Source organism: Streptomyces sp. XY431 (assembly GCF_001279805.1).
Classification (GTDB): Bacteria; Actinomycetota; Actinomycetes; order Streptomycetales; family Streptomycetaceae; genus Kitasatospora; species Kitasatospora purpeofusca.
In genome coordinates, this window is the sequence record NZ_LGDO01000496.1 from 24098 (window position 1) to 40613 (window position 16516).

General features: G+C 72.7%; 10 protein-coding genes. 7 read left to right on the forward strand and 3 right to left on the reverse strand.

The window, feature by feature from the left end; genetic code table 11:
• The first annotated feature begins 143 nt into the window (after positions 1-143).
• From ADK60_RS35040 to meaB, 3 genes are read left to right on the forward strand one after another with little or no spacing between them, the layout of a single operon-like run.
• A complete protein-coding gene (locus ADK60_RS35040) occupies positions 144-2015 on the forward strand; it encodes a methylmalonyl-CoA mutase subunit beta (protein ID WP_053650901.1) in 1872 nt (623 codons plus the stop codon).
• Positions 2012-4234 carry a methylmalonyl-CoA mutase gene (scpA, locus tag ADK60_RS35045; RefSeq protein ID WP_053650902.1) on the forward strand — a complete coding sequence of 741 codons (2223 nt, stop codon included), beginning with the start codon at positions 2012-2014 and terminating at the stop codon, positions 4232-4234. Before ADK60_RS35040 ends, scpA begins: the two co-directional genes overlap by 4 nt.
• Before the next feature lie 12 nt (positions 4235-4246).
• Positions 4247-5245, forward strand: coding sequence for a methylmalonyl Co-A mutase-associated GTPase MeaB (gene meaB, locus ADK60_RS35050; protein WP_053650903.1), 999 nt, complete (start codon positions 4247-4249; stop codon positions 5243-5245).
• Positions 5246-5253: 8 nt separating this feature from the next.
• On the opposite strand, the gene ADK60_RS35055 is transcribed toward meaB, so the two are convergent.
• Positions 5254-5730, reverse strand: coding sequence for an ATP-binding protein (locus tag ADK60_RS35055; protein ID WP_053650904.1), 477 nt, complete (start codon positions 5728-5730; stop codon positions 5254-5256).
• Between the two features lie 187 nt (positions 5731-5917).
• Between ADK60_RS35055 and ADK60_RS35060 the strand changes: the two genes are divergently transcribed.
• Positions 5918-6244, forward strand: coding sequence for a putative quinol monooxygenase (locus ADK60_RS35060; RefSeq protein WP_053650905.1), 327 nt, complete (start codon positions 5918-5920; stop codon positions 6242-6244).
• Positions 6241-7482: a helix-turn-helix domain-containing protein gene (locus tag ADK60_RS35065; protein WP_063783359.1), complete on the forward strand. Its 1242-nt coding sequence runs from the start codon at positions 6241-6243 to the stop codon at positions 7480-7482. The genes ADK60_RS35060 and ADK60_RS35065 overlap by 4 nt, the downstream gene beginning before the upstream one ends.
• Before the next feature lie 150 nt (positions 7483-7632).
• Here the strand turns inward: ADK60_RS35065 and ADK60_RS35070 are convergent, their stop codons facing one another.
• Positions 7633-8235: a superoxide dismutase gene (locus tag ADK60_RS35070; RefSeq protein ID WP_045941719.1), complete on the reverse strand. Its 603-nt coding sequence runs from the start codon at positions 8233-8235 to the stop codon at positions 7633-7635.
• A gap of 183 nt (positions 8236-8418) precedes the next feature.
• Here ADK60_RS35070 and tsaD point away from each other — a divergent pair, with 183 nt between their 5' ends.
• Positions 8419-9501 (forward strand): tRNA (adenosine(37)-N6)-threonylcarbamoyltransferase complex transferase subunit TsaD, encoded by a 1083-nt coding sequence (tsaD, locus tag ADK60_RS35075; protein ID WP_053650907.1) that lies wholly within the window; start codon positions 8419-8421, stop codon positions 9499-9501.
• 179 nt (positions 9502-9680) lie between these two features.
• Entirely contained in the window at positions 9681-12011 is a 2331-nt protein-coding gene (locus ADK60_RS35080; RefSeq protein WP_053650908.1) for a M9 family metallopeptidase, read from the forward strand.
• A gap of 152 nt (positions 12012-12163) precedes the next feature.
• Here ADK60_RS35080 and ADK60_RS35085 read toward each other — a convergent pair.
• On the reverse strand, positions 12164-16516 hold a 4353-nt coding region (locus tag ADK60_RS35085), incomplete at its 5' end, for an NACHT and WD40 repeat domain-containing protein (RefSeq protein ID WP_053650909.1).

Sequence of the window (16516 nt, forward strand, 5' to 3'; positions counted from 1 at the left end):
CTCACCACCCGGCCCGCACCACCTCCCGCACCCCCCTCGCGCGCCCCCGGCGGCACCGGTAGTGCAACAGAGTGCACAGAGAGGGCAAGGTCACACCCTTCGCCTCTCCTGCGCCCCCGCGCACGGGCGCTAACCTGCGGGGCATGACGGTCCCGCCCGAAGGGCTTCCCCTGGCCGCCGAGTTCCCGGCCGCCCACCGCGAGCAGTGGCAGACCCTCGTCGAGGGTGTGCTCCGCAAGGCGGGGGCGCAGCCCGAGGACGGCGCCGCGGCCGAGCACGCGCTCGGTACCGCGCTCCAGGACGGGCTGCGCGCCCGCCCGCTGTACACCGCCGAGGACGCCCCGGCCGACCCCGGACTCCCCGGCTTCCCGCCGTTCGTGCGCGGCGCCCGGCCGCAGGGCGCCTCGGTCTCGGGCTGGGACGTCCGCCAGCGGCACAGCGACCCCGATCCGCGCCGCACCAACCAGGCCGCGCTGGCCGACCTGGAGCACGGCGGCGGTTCGCTCTGGCTGGAGCTCGGCGGGGCGGGGCTGCCGGTCACCGCGCTGGGCGAGGCGCTCACCGGCGTCTACCTCGACCTGGCCGGCGTGGTCCTCGACGCGGGGGCCGAGTTCCCCGCCGCCGCCGAGCAGTTGTTCGCGCTGTACCGGGAGCGCGAGGTCTCCCCCGGCTCCGCCGTCGCCACCCTGGGTGCCGACCCGCTCGGCCTCCAGGCCCGCACCGGCGACGCCGCGCGCACCGACGCCCTGCTCGCCGAGGCCGCCGCGCTCGCCACCCGCTGCGCCGAGGGCTTCCCCGGCATCCGCGCGCTGGCCGTCGACGCCCTGCCGTACCACGGGGCCGGCGCCTCGCCCGCCCAGGAGCTGGGCGTCTCGGTGGCCACCGGCGTCGCCTACCTGCGCACGCTCACCGCCGCCGGCCTCTCCGTGGACGCCGCGCTCGGCCAGCTGGAGTTCCGCTACGCGGCGGACGCCGACCAGTTCCTGACGATCGCCAAGCTCCGCGCCGCGCGCCGGCTCTGGGCCCGGGTGGCCGAGGCCTCCGGCGCCACCCCGGCCGCCTCGGCGCAGCGCCAGCACGCCGTCACCTCCGACGTGATGATGACCGCCCGCGACCCGTGGGTGAACATGCTCCGCACCACCATCGCCTGCCTGGCCGCCGGGGTCGGCGGGGCCGACGCGGTGACCGTGCTGCCGTTCGACACGGCCGTCGGCCTGCCGGACGCCTTCGCCCGCCGGATCGCCCGCAACACCCAGGCGATCCTGCTGGAGGAGTCGCACCTGGCCCGGGTCGTCGACCCGGCCGGCGGCTCCTGGTACGTGGAGCGGCTGACCGACGAACTCGCCCACGCCGCCTGGGCGTGGTTCCAGGAGATCGAGCGGGCCGGCGGCCTGCGCGCCGCGCTGGAGTCCGGCCTGGTCGAGGAGCGGATCGCCGCCACCTGGGCCGAGCGCTCGGTCCGGCTCGCCAAGCGGCGCGAACCGGTCACCGGCGTCAGCGAGTTCCCCAACCTCGGCGAGCAGGCGCTGGTCCGCGAGCCGGCCCCGGCCGGCCCCGGCGGCGGACTGCCGACGGTGCGGCGCGCCGAGGCCTACGAGGCGCTGCGCGACCGCTCGGACGCGCACCTCGCGGCCACCAGCGGGCGGCCGGCGCTGTTCCTGGCCTCGATCGGCAACGCCTCCGCGCACACCGCGCGCACCACCTTCGCCGCCAACCTGTTCCAGGCCGGCGGCATCGCCACCACCGCGCACGAGGGCACCGACCCGGCGGCCTTCGCCGAGGCGTTCGCCGCCAGCGGCGCCGCGGTGGCCTGCCTCTGCTCCAGCGACGCCCTGTACGGCGAGCACGCCGAGGCGGTGGCCGGCGCACTCAGGGCGGCCGGCGCGCGACGCATCCTGCTGGCCGGCCGGCCGGGCGAGAACCCGCCCGCGGACGTGGACGGCTTCGTCTTCGCCGGCGGCGACGCCGTCGCTGTCCTGACCTCCCTGCTCGACGAGATCGGAGTGGCCCGATGATCCCCGACTTCACCGCGATCGGGCTCGACCCGGACGCCGACGGCGCCCCCGCCGCCCGTCCGGAAGCCACCGAGGGCCAGTGGCGCGCCGCCTGGCGGCAGGCCACCGGCAAGGACGTCGACGAGCAGCTCTGGGACACCCCCGAGGGCATCGGCGTCAAGCCGCTGTACACCGCCGAGGACCTCGCCGGCCTGGACTTCCTGGGCACCTACCCGGGCATCGCCCCGTACCTGCGCGGCCCGTACCCGACGATGTACGTCAACCAGCCGTGGACGGTCCGGCAGTACGCGGGCTTCTCCACCGCCGAGGAGTCCAACGCCTTCTACCGCCGCAACCTGGCGGCCGGTCAGAAGGGCCTGTCGGTCGCCTTCGACCTGCCGACCCACCGCGGCTACGACAGCGACCACCCGCGGGTCACCGGCGACGTCGGCATGGCGGGCGTGGCAATCGACTCGATCTACGACATGCGCCAGCTGTTCGACGGCATCCCGCTGGACCGGATGTCCGTCTCGATGACCATGAACGGCGCGGTGCTGCCCGTACTGGCGCTGTACATCGTGGCGGCCGAGGAGCAGGGGGTGCCGCCGGAGAAGCTGGCCGGGACCATCCAGAACGACATCCTCAAGGAGTTCATGGTCCGCAACACGTACATCTACCCGCCGCAGCCCTCGATGCGGATCATCTCCGACATCTTCGCGTACACCTCGCAGAAGATGCCCCGGTACAACTCGATCTCCATCTCCGGCTACCACATCCAGGAGGCCGGGGCCACCGCCGACCTGGAGCTGGCCTACACCCTGGCCGACGGCGTCGAGTACCTGCGGGCCGGACTGGACGTCGGCCTGGACGTGGACGCGTTCGCGCCGCGGCTGTCGTTCTTCTGGGCGATCGGCATGAACTTCTTCATGGAGGTCGCCAAGCTGCGCGCGGCCCGGCTGCTCTGGGCCAAGCTGGTCAAGCAGTTCGACCCGAAGAACGCCAAGTCGCTGTCGCTGCGCACCCATTCGCAGACCTCCGGCTGGTCGCTCACCGCCCAGGACGTCTTCAACAACGTCGCCCGCACCTGTGTGGAGGCGATGGCCGCCACCCAGGGCCACACCCAGTCGCTGCACACCAACGCGCTGGACGAGGCGCTCGCGCTGCCGACCGACTTCTCCGCCCGGATCGCCCGCAACACCCAGCTGCTGCTCCAGCAGGAGTCCGGCACCTGCCGGGTCATCGACCCGTGGGGCGGCTCGGCCTACGTCGAGAAGCTCACCCACGACCTGGCGAACCGCGCCTGGCAGCACATCCAGGAGGTCGAGGCGGCCGGCGGCATGGCCAAGGCGATCGACGCCGGCATCCCCAAGCTGCGGGTCGAGGAGGCGGCCGCCCGCACCCAGGCGCGGATCGACTCCGGCCGCCAGCCGGTGATCGGCGTCAACAAGTACCGGGTGGAGAGCGACGAGCAGATCGACGTGCTCAAGGTCGACAACTCCGCGGTGCGCGCCGCCCAGATCGAGAAGCTGCGCCGGCTGCGCGAGGAGCGCGACGAGGCCGCCACCCGCTCCGCCCTGGACGCGCTCACCCGGGCCGCCGAGGCCGGGCCCTCGCGCGGCGGCTCGCTCGACGGCAACCTGCTGCACCTGGCCGTGAACGCGGCCCGCGCCAAGGCCACCGTCGGCGAGATCTCGGACGCCCTGGAGAAGGTGTACGGCCGGCACTCGGGCCAGATCCGTACCATCTCCGGTGTGTACCGAGACGAAGCGGGCCCCTCCGCCCCCCTGCAGCGCACCCGGGAACTGGTCGAGCGGTTCGAGCGGGCCGAGGGCCGCCGGCCCCGCATCCTGGTCGCCAAGATGGGCCAGGACGGCCACGACCGCGGCCAGAAGGTGATCGCCACCGCCTTCGCCGACCTCGGTTTCACCGTGGACGTCGGCCCGCTGTTCCAGACCCCGGCCGAGGTCGCCCGGCAGGCCGTCGAGGCGGACGTGCACATCGTCGGCGTCTCCTCGCTCGCCGCCGGCCACCTCACCCTGGTGCCCGCGCTGCGCGCCGAACTCGCCGCCGCCGGGCGCGAGGACATCACCATCGTGGTCGGCGGGGTGATCCCCCCGCAGGACTTCGACGCCCTCTACGAGGCGGGCGCCGCGGCGGTCTTCCCGCCCGGCACGGTGATCCCGGAGGCCGCCTACGACCTCCTGAAGTCGCTCGCCGCCGACCTCGGCCACGAGCTCTGAGGCGGGGGTCGGATGCCGCCCCGGACGATCGACCTCGACAGCTACGCGACGGGTGTGCGGGAGGGCTCGCGCGCGTACATCGCGCGGGCCATCACCCTCGTCGAGTCCACCCGGCCCGACCACCGCGCGCTGGCGCAGCAGTTGCTGACCAGGCTGCTGCCGCACGCCGGCGGAGCGGTCCGGGTGGGCATCACGGGGGTACCCGGGGTCGGCAAGTCGACCTTCATCGACGCCTTCGGCACCATGCTCACCGGGCAGGGGCACAAGGTCGCGGTGCTGGCCGTCGACCCGACCTCCAGCCGGACCGGCGGCTCCATCCTGGGTGACAAGACCCGGATGGAGCGCCTCGCGGTGGACCCGCAGGCGTTCGTCCGGCCGTCGCCCACCTCCGGCACCCTCGGCGGGGTGGCCAAGGCCACCCGGGAGTCGATGCTGGTGATGGAGGCGGCGGGTTACGACGTGGTGCTGATCGAGACGGTCGGCGTCGGCCAGTCGGAGACCACCGTGGCCGGCATGGTCGACTCCTTCCTGCTGCTCTCGCTGGCCCGCACCGGCGACCAGCTGCAGGGCATCAAGAAGGGTGTCCTGGAACTCGCCGACGTCATCGCGGTCAACAAGGCCGACGGCCCGCACGAACTCGACGCCAAGGCCGCCGCCCGCGAACTCGCCGGCGCACTGCGCCTGTTGCAGCCCCCGGACGCCCCGTGGACGCCGCCCGTGCTGACCTGCTCGGGCCGCGACGGGGGCGGCCTGGACGTCGTCTGGGAGCGGCTCCAGCAGCACCGCAAGGTCCTGGACGCCACCGGCGCGCTCGCCGCCAAGCGCCGCGACCAGCAGGTGGAGTGGACCTGGGCGATGGTCCACGACCAACTGCTCACTCGGCTCCACTCCCACCCCGAGGTGGGCCGCCTGGTCCCCGAGCTGGAGCGCCGGGTGCGCGAGGGCACGATGACCGCGACGCTCGCGGCGGACCGCATCCTGGACGCATTCGGGACGCCGCCGGCGACCTGAGCAACCCGCTACGCCACAGCGAGATGAAGTGCCGTGCCCCACCCGTGGGGGCACGGCACTTCGTGCTGCTCGGGGAACTCGAACCAGACCACCTTGCCCGGGCCTTCCGGGTACCAGCCCCACGCCTCGGCCAGGGCCTCCACCAGCAACAGCCCACGCCCACCGGTCGCTTCGGCCCCGCGCTCCCGCCGCGGGAGCGCGGGGCATCTGTCGGTCACCTCGACCCGCAGCCGTCCAGGACGCCGGAGCACGGTCACGGCACAACGGCCCCCGGTGTGCAGCAGCGCATTGGCGATCACCTCACTGGCACACAGCTCCAGGTCCTTGAACACGTCGTCTGCGAGCGGCACACCCCATTCCCGCACGATCGCCGCCACCAGCCACCGCGCCGCCGGCACCGCCTCCGGTGCCGGCGGCGCCCCCCATTCCAACGGAACCGGGAACCGGGCACTGCTGAGCGGGCTGACGGTCACATTCCACTCCATCGATCCTCCACCAGCACAGATGGACAGCGCTGCCGGAAGACGGCAGCGAAAGGGAGCCGATCGTGGCTGTCCGCCACGGCAGCGACACTGAAAGTAGTCGCAGAAAAACTGCGAGTCAAGAATCTCTTCTACTCGCAGTTCTTCACCGAGTCGTGCGAGACTCGACCGATCCAGGAAGGGGAGAAGCATGGGATTCGGCCTTGTTGTACGCTTCGTCGCCCGTGATGTGACAGCCGCTCACGCCTTCGACGAACTGGCACGGGAAGCACTTGAAGGGATCCGCACCAAGGAGCCCGGCACTCTCGTCTATGTCAATCACGCCGTGCCGGACGAGCCGCGCATCCGGGTCTTCTACGAGCTGTACGCAGACCGCGAGGCGTTCGAGGAGCACGAGCGGCAGCCTCACGTCCGCCGATTCCTGGCCGAGCGCGGCCAGTACCTCGAATCGTTCGAGGTCACGTTCCTGAACGAGATCGACGGCAAGAGGTCGGCCGCCCACGGGGTCGGCCGGTGAGTCCCGAGGAGCAGCGAGCGTTCGGTGCCCGGGTGGCCCAGCTCCGAAAGAGTCGTGGCATGCGCCAGGATCAGCTCGCCGCAGCCGTCAACCGGACCGCCAGCTGGGTGTCGCAGGTCGAGCGCGGCATCCAACCGGTCGTACGTCTCGACGTACTCCAGTTGCTCGCGGACGGTCTCGGAGTCTCCGTCCAGACGCTGAGGCCGGATGCCCCGTCACCGTCCCGATCCACGTCGGCGACTTCGGATCGAGTCAACGACCTCGACCTGGTACGGCTCTCGCTCTCGGGGCATCCCGCGCTCGACGCCGTGCTCGATGAGCACCCCGCCGCGGCCGCGCCCGACGTCACCCAGTTGGCCACCGCCGTGGCGGAACTCTGGCATCTGACGCACAACGCCCGATTCGCGGAACTCAGCACCGCCGTCGCCGAGACCCTGCCACGACTCGAAAGCGCCGCACGGACCGCCTCGCCGGAGAAGCGATCGGAGCTCCAACTCCTCCTCAGCCAGGCGTATCAGGCAGTCGCAGCAGCGTTCGTCCGCCAGGACGAGGCCGATGCGGCTTGGGTGGCCGCCGATCGGGCCATCCGCGCAGCCGAGCAGTCCGGACAACCATTGCAAGTCTTCGCAGGCATCTACCGCTTGGCCCACGCATTCGTCCGGCTCCGGCGCTTGGACCAGGCCGAACACGCGGCCGGGAAGGGCGTGACAGCCCTTCGGACCCACATCTCGGCTGCGGGTCCGCCCTCGCCGGAAGCGCTCTCCGTACTCGGCTCACTCCATTTGGTCCTCGCGTTGGCCGCCGCCCGCGCCGGCCAACGCGAGCAGACCCGCAAGGAACTCGCCGACGCACGCGAGGTCGCGGCGCTGCTCGGCGAGGATCGCAACGACTTCAACCTGGAGTTCGGCCCAACCAACGTCGAGATCCAGGCGGTGTCGGCGGCGATCGACCTCGGCGACGCAGGCGAGGCGCTGGACCTGGGGCAGCAGATCGATGCGGGTCAGCTCTCGCCCGAGCGGAGGTCACGACTGCTGGTCGACCTCGGAAGGGCTCACGCGCAGCGGCGGCACCTCGGGGAGGCCGTCGATTGCCTCCTCCGAGCCGAGGAGTTGGCACCGGAGAGTGTCCGGGCTCACCTGGCGGCCCGGTCGGCAATTCGGGAGCTCGTTCTCCTCGCGGGCCGGAGCGCGCCGCCGGAGCTGGTCAAGCTCGCCAAGCGCGCCAACGCCGCAGAGTGACAGGGAGTTCGGAGCCGAAGCAGTTCCCGCGGCATGAACCTCCCGACCGGAACGAAAGGGCCCCCGGACGGTTCGCACCGGCCGGGGGCCCTTCGCTACCTGCCCTGCCCTGGGTCAGGTGTTTTTGGGCGGCTCACCCCTGTGCAGGGGTCAGGCGCTCGTCGCGGCCGTGAAGCGGGCCGAGACGTCCTGCCAGTTGACGACGTCCCAGAGCTTGGTGACGTAGTCCGGGCGGACGTTGCGGTACTGCAGGTAGTAGGCGTGCTCCCAGGCGTCGAAGGCCAGCAGCGGGGTGGTGCCCTGGCCGACGTTGCCGTGGTGGTCGTAGACCTGCTCGACGATCAGGCGCTTGCCGAGCGGCTCCCAGGAGAGGATGCCCCAGCCGGAGCCCTGGACGCCGGTGGTGGCGGTGGTGAGCTGCTTCTTGAACGCCTCGAAGCTGCCGAAGTGCTCGGTGATCGCGTCGGCGAGGGCGCCGTCGGGGCGGTCGCCGCCCTCCGGGGAGAGGTTCTCCCAGAAGAGCGAGTGCAGCACGTGGCCGGACAGGTGGAAGGCGAAGGTCTTCTGCAGGCCGACCAGACCGCCGAACTGCTCCTTGTCGCGCGCCTCGGCGAGCTGCTCCAGGGTGTCGTTGGCGCCCTTGACGTACGCGGCGTGGTGCTTGGAGTGGTGAAGCTCCAGGATCTCCGCGGACATCGCGCGCTCCAGCGCGGAGTAGTCGTACGGCAGGTCGGGAAGCGAGTAGGTGCCCATCAGGACACGGCCCCTTTCGGCGAGTTCAACGGTGACGATCGTGCCGGGTCAACACTATTGCGTATCAGTTGCAGAAACTAAGCACCGGCTCCTGCGTATTCCTCCCACCCCGGAGATCTTCACCGCAGTTCCTTGTTGCACAATAGTTGCAGGTAGTAGCTACAAGCAATAAGGGTGGACACTGTGGCCGGATCGCCGGTGGTGCTGGGCATCGAGTCGTCCTGCGACGAGACCGGCGCGGGGCTGGTGCGCGACGGCGTACTGCTCGGCCAGGCGGTGGCGTCCTCGATGGACGAGCACGCCCGCTACGGCGGCGTGGTCCCCGAGATCGCCGCCCGCGCGCACCTGCACGCGATGGCGCCGGTGGTCGACGAGGCCCTGCGGCGGGCCGGACTCACCCTGGCCGACGTCGGCGCGGTGGCGGTGACGACCGGTCCGGGCCTGGCCGGGGCACTGCAGATCGGGGTGGCGGCCGCCAAGGCGTACTCCTTCTCGCTCGGCGTCCCGCTGTACGGGGTGCACCATCTCGCCGGGCACGTGGCCGCCGCGACGCTCGACGGCGGGCCGCTGCCGGACCCGTGCGTCGTGCTCATCGTCTCCGGCGGGCACACCTCGCTGCTGCTGGTGCGCGACCTGGCCCGCGATCCGGTGGTCCACCTCGGGGACACCCTGGACGACGCGGCCGGCGAGTGCTTCGACAAGGTCGCCCGGATCCTGCGCCTGCCCTACCCGGGCGGGCCCGCGATCGACCGGGCGGCCCGGGAGGGCGACCGGCGCGCGGTGCGCCTCCCGCGCCCGCTGAGCGGACCGAACGACCCGCCCTACGCCTTCTCCTTCTCCGGCCTCAAGACCGCCGCCGCCCGCTGGGTGGAGGCACAGCGGGCCGCCGGCACCGAGCCGAACGTCCTGGACGCGGCCGCCGCGCTCCAGGAGGCGATCGCCGACGTGCTGACCCGCAAGGCCGTCAGGGCCTGCCTGGACCACGGGATCGGGACGCTGGTGGTGGTCGGCGGGGTGGCCGCCAACTCGCGGGTGCGGGAGCTGGCCGAGCGGCGCTGCGCCTCGGCCGGGATCACCCTGCGGGTGCCGCCGCTGCGGCTGTGCACCGACAACGGGGCGATGGTCGCGGCCGTCGGCGACCTGCTGGTCCGGGCCGGTGCCGAGCCGGCCCCGGCGGACCTCTCGGTCGACCCCTCGGCCCCGCTGGAGGCGGCGGCACTCACTCCGCGGGCCGCCGCCGGACGCTCCACGGCCCCGGCCGCCTGAGCTCTACCAGGACAAATGCCCCACCTCGGGGCCCCCTGACAACGTTTCGGTTGCGGCGATCGATTATTCGACCCCCGGGCCTTCCCGACGGCTGGGAGCGTGTGCCATTTTACATGTCACACATCGAGTGGCCGCGTCCCCCATATCGCGGCCCCGAACGGCCCCGGAGGCCCCCACAGATGCGTCCCTCCCGGATAAACACGGCCAACGCGCGCAAGCTCCCTGCGCTCGGCGCGGCCTTCTTCATCGCCCTCGGACTGTTCGCCCCGCAGGCCCAGGCCGCCCCGGCCGGCACCACCGCCCCGGCCGGCACCAGCACCACCACCACCGCCACGCCGCGGTCGATTCCGGTCCCCAAGTCGCCCGACGCCAAGAGCACCAGCCCCTACAAGATCTCCGCCCAGGAGAGCACCGAGAAGAGCGCCCCGCCGGCCGCCCCGGTCACCGCTCCGGTCAAGGCCGCCAAGGGCTTCTCGGCCGCCGCCGCGGACCCCTGTCCCGACCTGTCCGGGGTGCTCAACGCCTCGGGCAGCACCCTGGTCCAGCAGCTCAAGGCCCTGCCGCGGGTCGAGTGCACCTGGCCGCTGTTCAACATCGACGTCAACGCCTCGGGCTCCGCCTTCCGCGAGGCCAACATGGTGACCGTCGCCAACGCCCTGCGCGACGCCGCCCCGGCCTACCCGGGCGACAACAGCACCGCCGTCGGCCAGTTGGTGCTCTTCCTGCGGGCGGGCTACTACCTGCACGAGACCAACCCCAACGCCATCGGCAGCTACAGCCCGACGCTGGCCACCGCCCTCAAGGGCGGGCTGGACGCGTTCTTCGCCAACAACCACAGCAAGGACGCCACCACCGCCAACGGCGACCTCCTCGTCGAGGTCGTCAAGGTGATCGGCCAGACCGACACCCTCGGCCGCTACTCCGGCTTCTTCAAGTGGCTGCTGAACAACTACACCGGCACCTGGCCGGAGCGGATGTCGGCGACCGTCACCGAGTTCGAGTGGGTCCTCAAGGACGGCTTCGCGGCGAAGGACGACAGCAAGGGCTGGAAGGCCGCGCTCAAGGCCGACCCCAGCATCCTCAACGCCTGGTCCGGCTTCATCACCCGTAACGACTCCCTGCTGAACCGCTTCGACATCGTCAGCAACATGGGCCGCTACCTCGGCTACGCGCTGCAGGTCCCGGAGCTGAAGACCCAGCTGCGGCCGATCATGAAGGACCTGATCAACCGCTACCCGAACGTCGGCCCGACGGCCCCGATCACGATGAACCTGGCCTGGGCCACGCGTGAGTTCGACAAGGGCCACTGCGCGGACTTCGGTATCTGCGACCTGAGCACCCGCCTCATGCCGGTCATCCTGCCGATCCAGAAGGTCTGCAACGACGGCCTGCAGATCAAGGCCCAGGACATGTCCCCGGGTCAGCTTGCGAGCACCTGCACCAGCCTGATCAACCAGGATGCCTACTTCCACAAGATCATCGGTGACAAGGGCGCCGTCGCCGGCGATGTGAACACCAACCTCGAGGTCGTCGCCTTCGACGACTACGACCAGTACTCGCTGTACGCCTGGGCCTTCTACGACATCGCCGTCGACAACGGCGGCATGTACGAGGAGGGCAACCCGGCCGTGGCCGGCAACCAGGCCCGCTTCATCGCCCACGAGGCGTCCTGGCTGCGTCCGGACTTCCAGATCTGGAACCTGAACCACGAGTACACCCACTACCTCGACGGCCGCTACAACATGTACGGCGACTTCGAGGCCGGCATCGTGACCCCGACCATCTGGTGGGTCGAGGGCATCGCCGAGAACATCTCCTTCGGCTACCGCAACGTGCGCAACGCCGACGCGATCGCCGAGGCCGGCAAGAAGACCTACAAGCTCAGCGAGCTCTTCGACACCGTCTACGACCAGACCGCCGACGCCGACGCCAACTCCAACCGGGTCTACCGCTGGGGCTGGCTGGCCACCCGCTACATGCTGCAGCAGCACCGCTCCGACATGGACGCCGTGCTCGCCAAGTACCGCACGGGTGACTGGAACGGCGCCCGCACCATCCTGAAGACCACCATCGGCACCCGCTACGACGCCGACTTCAGCAACTGGCTCGGCGCCTGCGCCAGCAACGACTGCGGCCCGCTGCCGGAGGCCCCGACCGGCCCGGTCGCCCCGACCACCCCGCTCTGCACCATCGCGGACACCCGCCAGTTCGACAACAACTGCCGCCGTGACAACCTGGCCGCCGCCGCCGGCAACTACAGCTACCACTTCCTGAACCTGCCGGCCGGCGTCAAGACGCTGACCCTCACCAGCAGCGGTGGCACCGGCAACGCCGACCTGTACTACGGCGGCCCGAGCTGGGCCACCACCAGCAACTTCCTCGCCAAGTCCACGAACGCGGGCAACGGCGAGACGCTGACCATCACCAACCCCCCGGCCGGCTGGGTCTACTTCAGCCTCGCCGCCCAGCAGGACTTCGCGGGCGCCACCCTCTCCGTGCAGTACCAGTAGCAGTACCGGTAACGGAATCCGCACCACCAGGGTGAACCACTGAGCACAGCAGGGCCCCGCCGGTACCACCGGCGGGGCCCTCGCCGTGCGCCCCCGGCCCCCGCAATCCCGTCAGCCGTGCCCCGTTCCGCTCCGGCCGTGGCCGGAGCGGCTCAGAGCAGGGCCTCCGGGGGGAGGCGGTGGACGCCGGGGAGGTGGGAGTCGAGTTCGCCCGGCTCGAAGCGGCACATGCCGACGGCGTGCCAGAACTCGCCCGCGACGTCGCCCTCGCACTTGTAGGCGCCGGAGGGCAACAGGGCGGCCCAGCCGTCGGGGGTGCCGAGCAGGGTCGCGAGCGCGGTCGGTCGGCCCTCCTCCGGGATCCGCCAGAGCCGGATCGTGCCGTCCTCGCCGCCGCTGGCCAGCAGGGAGCCGTCCGGGCTGAAGGTGACGGCCAGGATCCGGCCGGTGTGGCCGCGCAGCCCCGCCACCTCGGTGCCGGCGAGCGGGTCCCAGAGCCGGACCACCCGGTCGTCCCCGGCGGTGGCGAGCAGCGGGCGGCGCGGGTGGGCGGCCGCGGTCCACAGCCGGCCGACGTGGCCGGTCAGCCGGTGCCGGACGGCCCGGTCCACCCAGATCACCGCGGTGCCGTCCCAGGAGGCGCTGGCCAGCCAGGTGCTGTCGGCGGCCGGCGAGACGGCGTACACCCGGTCGGTGTGGCCGTCGAGTTCGGCCACCACCCGCCCGGCGTCGATGTCGGAGATCCGCACCCGGCTGTCGTCGCAGCCGGTCAGCAGCTGCCGCCCGTCCGGGCTGAACGCGATCGAGCGGACCCGCCCCCGGTGCTCGCGGAGCGTGCTGAGGTGGGCGCCGGTGCGCCGGTACCAGATCCGGACGGTGTCGTCGTCGTTGGCGGTGGCCACCAGGACGCCGTCGGCGCTGAACGCCTCCGCCCAGACGTGCTCGGTCTCGACGTCCATCTCGCGCAGGTACTCGCCGGTGCGGGCGTTCCACAGGCACAGGTCGCCGTCGTTGGTGGCGGTGGCCAGCACCGCCTCCTCCGGGCTGAACACGGCCGAGACCAGTCGGCTGCTGCGGCCCGAGAGCTCGCGCAGCCGGCGGCCGGTGGAGGGCTCCCAGAGCCGGACCCGGCCGTCGTTGCCGCCGGCCGCCAGCAGGGCGCCGTCACTGCTGAAGGTGAGCGAGCCGATCCGCCGGCCGTGGCCGCGCAGCAGTTGGCGGCTGCGACCCGAGGACGGGTCCCAGAGCCGGACCCGGCCGTCGTTGGCGCCGGTGACCAGCAGCGGGTCGCTCTCCGCGCCGCCCCGGCCGGAACCGGGCCGGAACCGGCAGGCCCAGACCGAGCCCCGGTGCTCGGGCGGCTGCCGGCGCAGCGGCGTCACCTCCCGGGCGCCGCCGGTGCCGTCGGCGGGGCCGACCCGCCAGACCCGGACGCCGCCGTCGCTGTCGCTGGCCGCGAACCGGGTGCCGGCCTCGTCGAAGGTGACCTGGTAGATCTTGCCGGTGGAGTCCTCCGGTCGGCCGACCGCGGTGCCGTCGAGCGGGTTCCAGAGCCGGATCTGGCCCTCGGTGTCGCCGCTGGCGAGCAGGTCGCCGTCGGGGTGGAAGGCGAGGGTGTAGATCCGACCGGCGTGGCCGGGCATGCTGTGGCGCAGCCGGCGGGAGGCGACCTCCCAGATCCGGACGGTGCCGCCGGTGCCGTCGTCGGGACCGCCGTCGGCGGTGGCCACCAGGGTGCCGTCCGGGCTGAACGCGGAGCGGTAGAGGGTGCCGCGGTGGCCTGGGAGTTCGGCGAGCCGGCGGCCGTTCGCGGTGGACCACAGCCGGCCGCCGCCGCGCTGGTCGCCGGTGACCAGCAGCGCGCCGTCGGGGCTGAACACCGCCGTGTAGACGGGCGCGGCATGGCCGGGCAGGCGGTGCCGGGGCTCGCCGGTGACGGTGTCCCAGAGGGTGACCACGCCGTTCAGGTCGCCGGTGGCGACCAGCCGTCCGTCCCGGGCGAGCGAGAGCGGCCAGACGCCGCCGGGGTGCACGTCGAGGCGGTGGCGGCACTCGCCGGAGACCGGGTCCCAGAGCCGGACGGTGCCGTCGGCGCTGCCGGTGGCGAGCACGTCGTCGGCGAACTTGACCGAGTAGACCCGCCCGATGTGGTCCTTGAGGGTGCGCAGGGCGATGCCGGTGACGGCGTCGCAGATCAGCACGCTGCCGTCCTCGGAGCCGACGGCGAGCAGATGGCCGTCGCGGCTGAAGGCGACCGGCTCGGGCAGCCGGGTGGAGCGCACGTCGAAGCCGTAGGGGACGCCGACCTCGGACGGGCTGAACCCGGCCTCGACCGGGAGCCCGGGGGCGATCGCGGCGGCGCGCAGCTCGGGGGCGGCGAGCACCTCCTCGTCGGTGACGGCGGAGATCAGCGCGGACCTCTGCCAGTGGCTGCCGCGCAGCCGGGCGCCGCGCAGGTCGGTGCGGACCAGCCGGGCGCCGCGCAGGTCGGCGAAGCGCAGGTCCGCGCCGGTGAGGTCGGCGGAGTCGAGGCGGGCGCCGGCCAGCCGGGCGCCGCGCAGGTCCGCGCCGGACAGGTTGGCGCCGAGCAGCCGGGCGCCGCGCAGGTCCGCGCCGAACAGGTCGACGCCGGACAGGTCGCGGTGCGACAGGTCCTCGCCGGCCAGGGTGGCGCCGCGCAGGTCGGTGTGGGCGGGGACGCGCAGCCGGTCGAGCACCTTGACGGCGTTGGTCCTGGCCGCCTCGGTGGCGGTCTCGGGGACGTCCAGGACGGAACGGGCCCACTGCTGGCAGGCCTGGTGGTCGGCCAGGTCGCAGAGGAACTCGACGGCGAGCCGGCTGAGCGGGCCGCGGGCGAGCAGGGTGGTGTCCGCGCGGGCCAGCGCCTCGGCGGCGGCCCGGGCGACCAGCCACTCCCCCACCGAGCCGTGGATGAAGTGGAACATGCCCTCGTCGGAGCGGACCAGCAGGCTGCCGGAGCCGACGGCGTGGGCGACCTGCGGGGTGGGCATCCGGTTCTCGGCGAGGCCGTTGAGCACACCGGCGATGTCGACGATCTCGTCCAGCGGGATGGAGCTGCGCCCGCTCTCCCACAGCCGCAGGGCGAGCAGGGTGACGGCCTGCCAGAGCTGGTCGAGCTCGAGTCCGGGCGCGGCGCCGGGGCCGCCGTGGCCGCGCTGCTCCTCGAACCGCAGCCAGGAGGTGAAGACCTCCTCGTAGAGGCCCGCGGCGCTGAGCGCCCGCCCGGCGCCGGCGACGGCGCGCAGCCGGTCGTGGTCGAGGTCGGCGACGAAGCTCAGCAGCCGGGGGTTGCGGCACAGCGCGAGCAGGTCGGGGACGGCCTCCAGCAGCCGCATCCGGCGGCTTGCGGTCTCCTCGTCGCCGTAGCGGTTGCCGAGGTAGCCGCGGATCTGGTGCGGGGTGAAGTCCTGGACGGCGATCAGCCGGCGCTGCGGGAGCAGGCCGACCCGCTCGCCGAGGGCGGTGAGCACCTGCTCGTGGGAGCTGAAGTGCTGGGTGCGGCTGGTGACGACGATCTTGGCGTTGTCCACGGCCGCGTCCAGCAGCACCTGGAGGTGGTCGGCGGCGCGTTCGTAGCTGACCCGGTTGACCAGCTCGTCGAAACCGTCGAACAGGAGCACCACCCGACCCTGCCGGAGCATGTAGCGGAAGGCCCGCAGGTCGAGGGTGTCGATGCCGTGCTCGGTGAGGTGGGCGGCGACCAGGCCGTCCAGCGAGTGCGCCTTGTCGAGCGCGCTGAGCTCGATGAACAGGGGCGCCAGGTGCGGGAGTTCGGCGGGCAGCCGGCGGGCCAGCTCGCGCAGGGCGAAGGTCTTGCCGCGGCCGAAGTCGCCGAGCAGCAGCACGAAGCGGCCGTGGTCGGAGTCCAGCAGCCGGAGCAGTTCGTCGACCAGGCCCTCGCGCTCGTCGGCGCCGGGGTGTTCGGCGTCGCGGTAGCGCTGGGGGAGGTAGAGGTCGGGGTGGTACTGGCTGTCGGTGGAGAGCCGTTCGGTCTGGGCGCCGACGTAGCCGCGCAGGTCGAGCAGGCCCTGGAACTCCAGGAAGCTGCGCAGTCGCACGCCGCGGCGGCGGGCCCGGTCGCGCAGTTCGCGGGAGGGCGGCGGGCCGTCGTGGACGAGTTCCGCGTCGAGCCCGGCGCCGTCGGCGTGCACGGCGTCGACGAACTGCTCGACCTCCTGCTCGGTGGGGGTGCCGACGCAGGCGGCCACCCGCTGCTGGCGGACCAGACCGGACTCGGCCCAGGTGACGAAGAGCTGGGTCGTGGTACCGGCCACCGGGCGGATCTGGGCCCCGGGGTGGCGGGTGCGGCAGACCTCGGCGACCCGGGCCAGCAGGGCCTCCTGCGGGGAGGCGAGGGCGCGGGTCTCGTGGTCGGTGTCGGCGGGTGCGTGGGACTCCTCCAGCTGCGGGGGGCCGGAGCGGGGGGCCGGCGCGGGGGCCGGGAAGGCGCGCTCGGCCCGGCGCCAGGCGACGGTGAGGCGGTG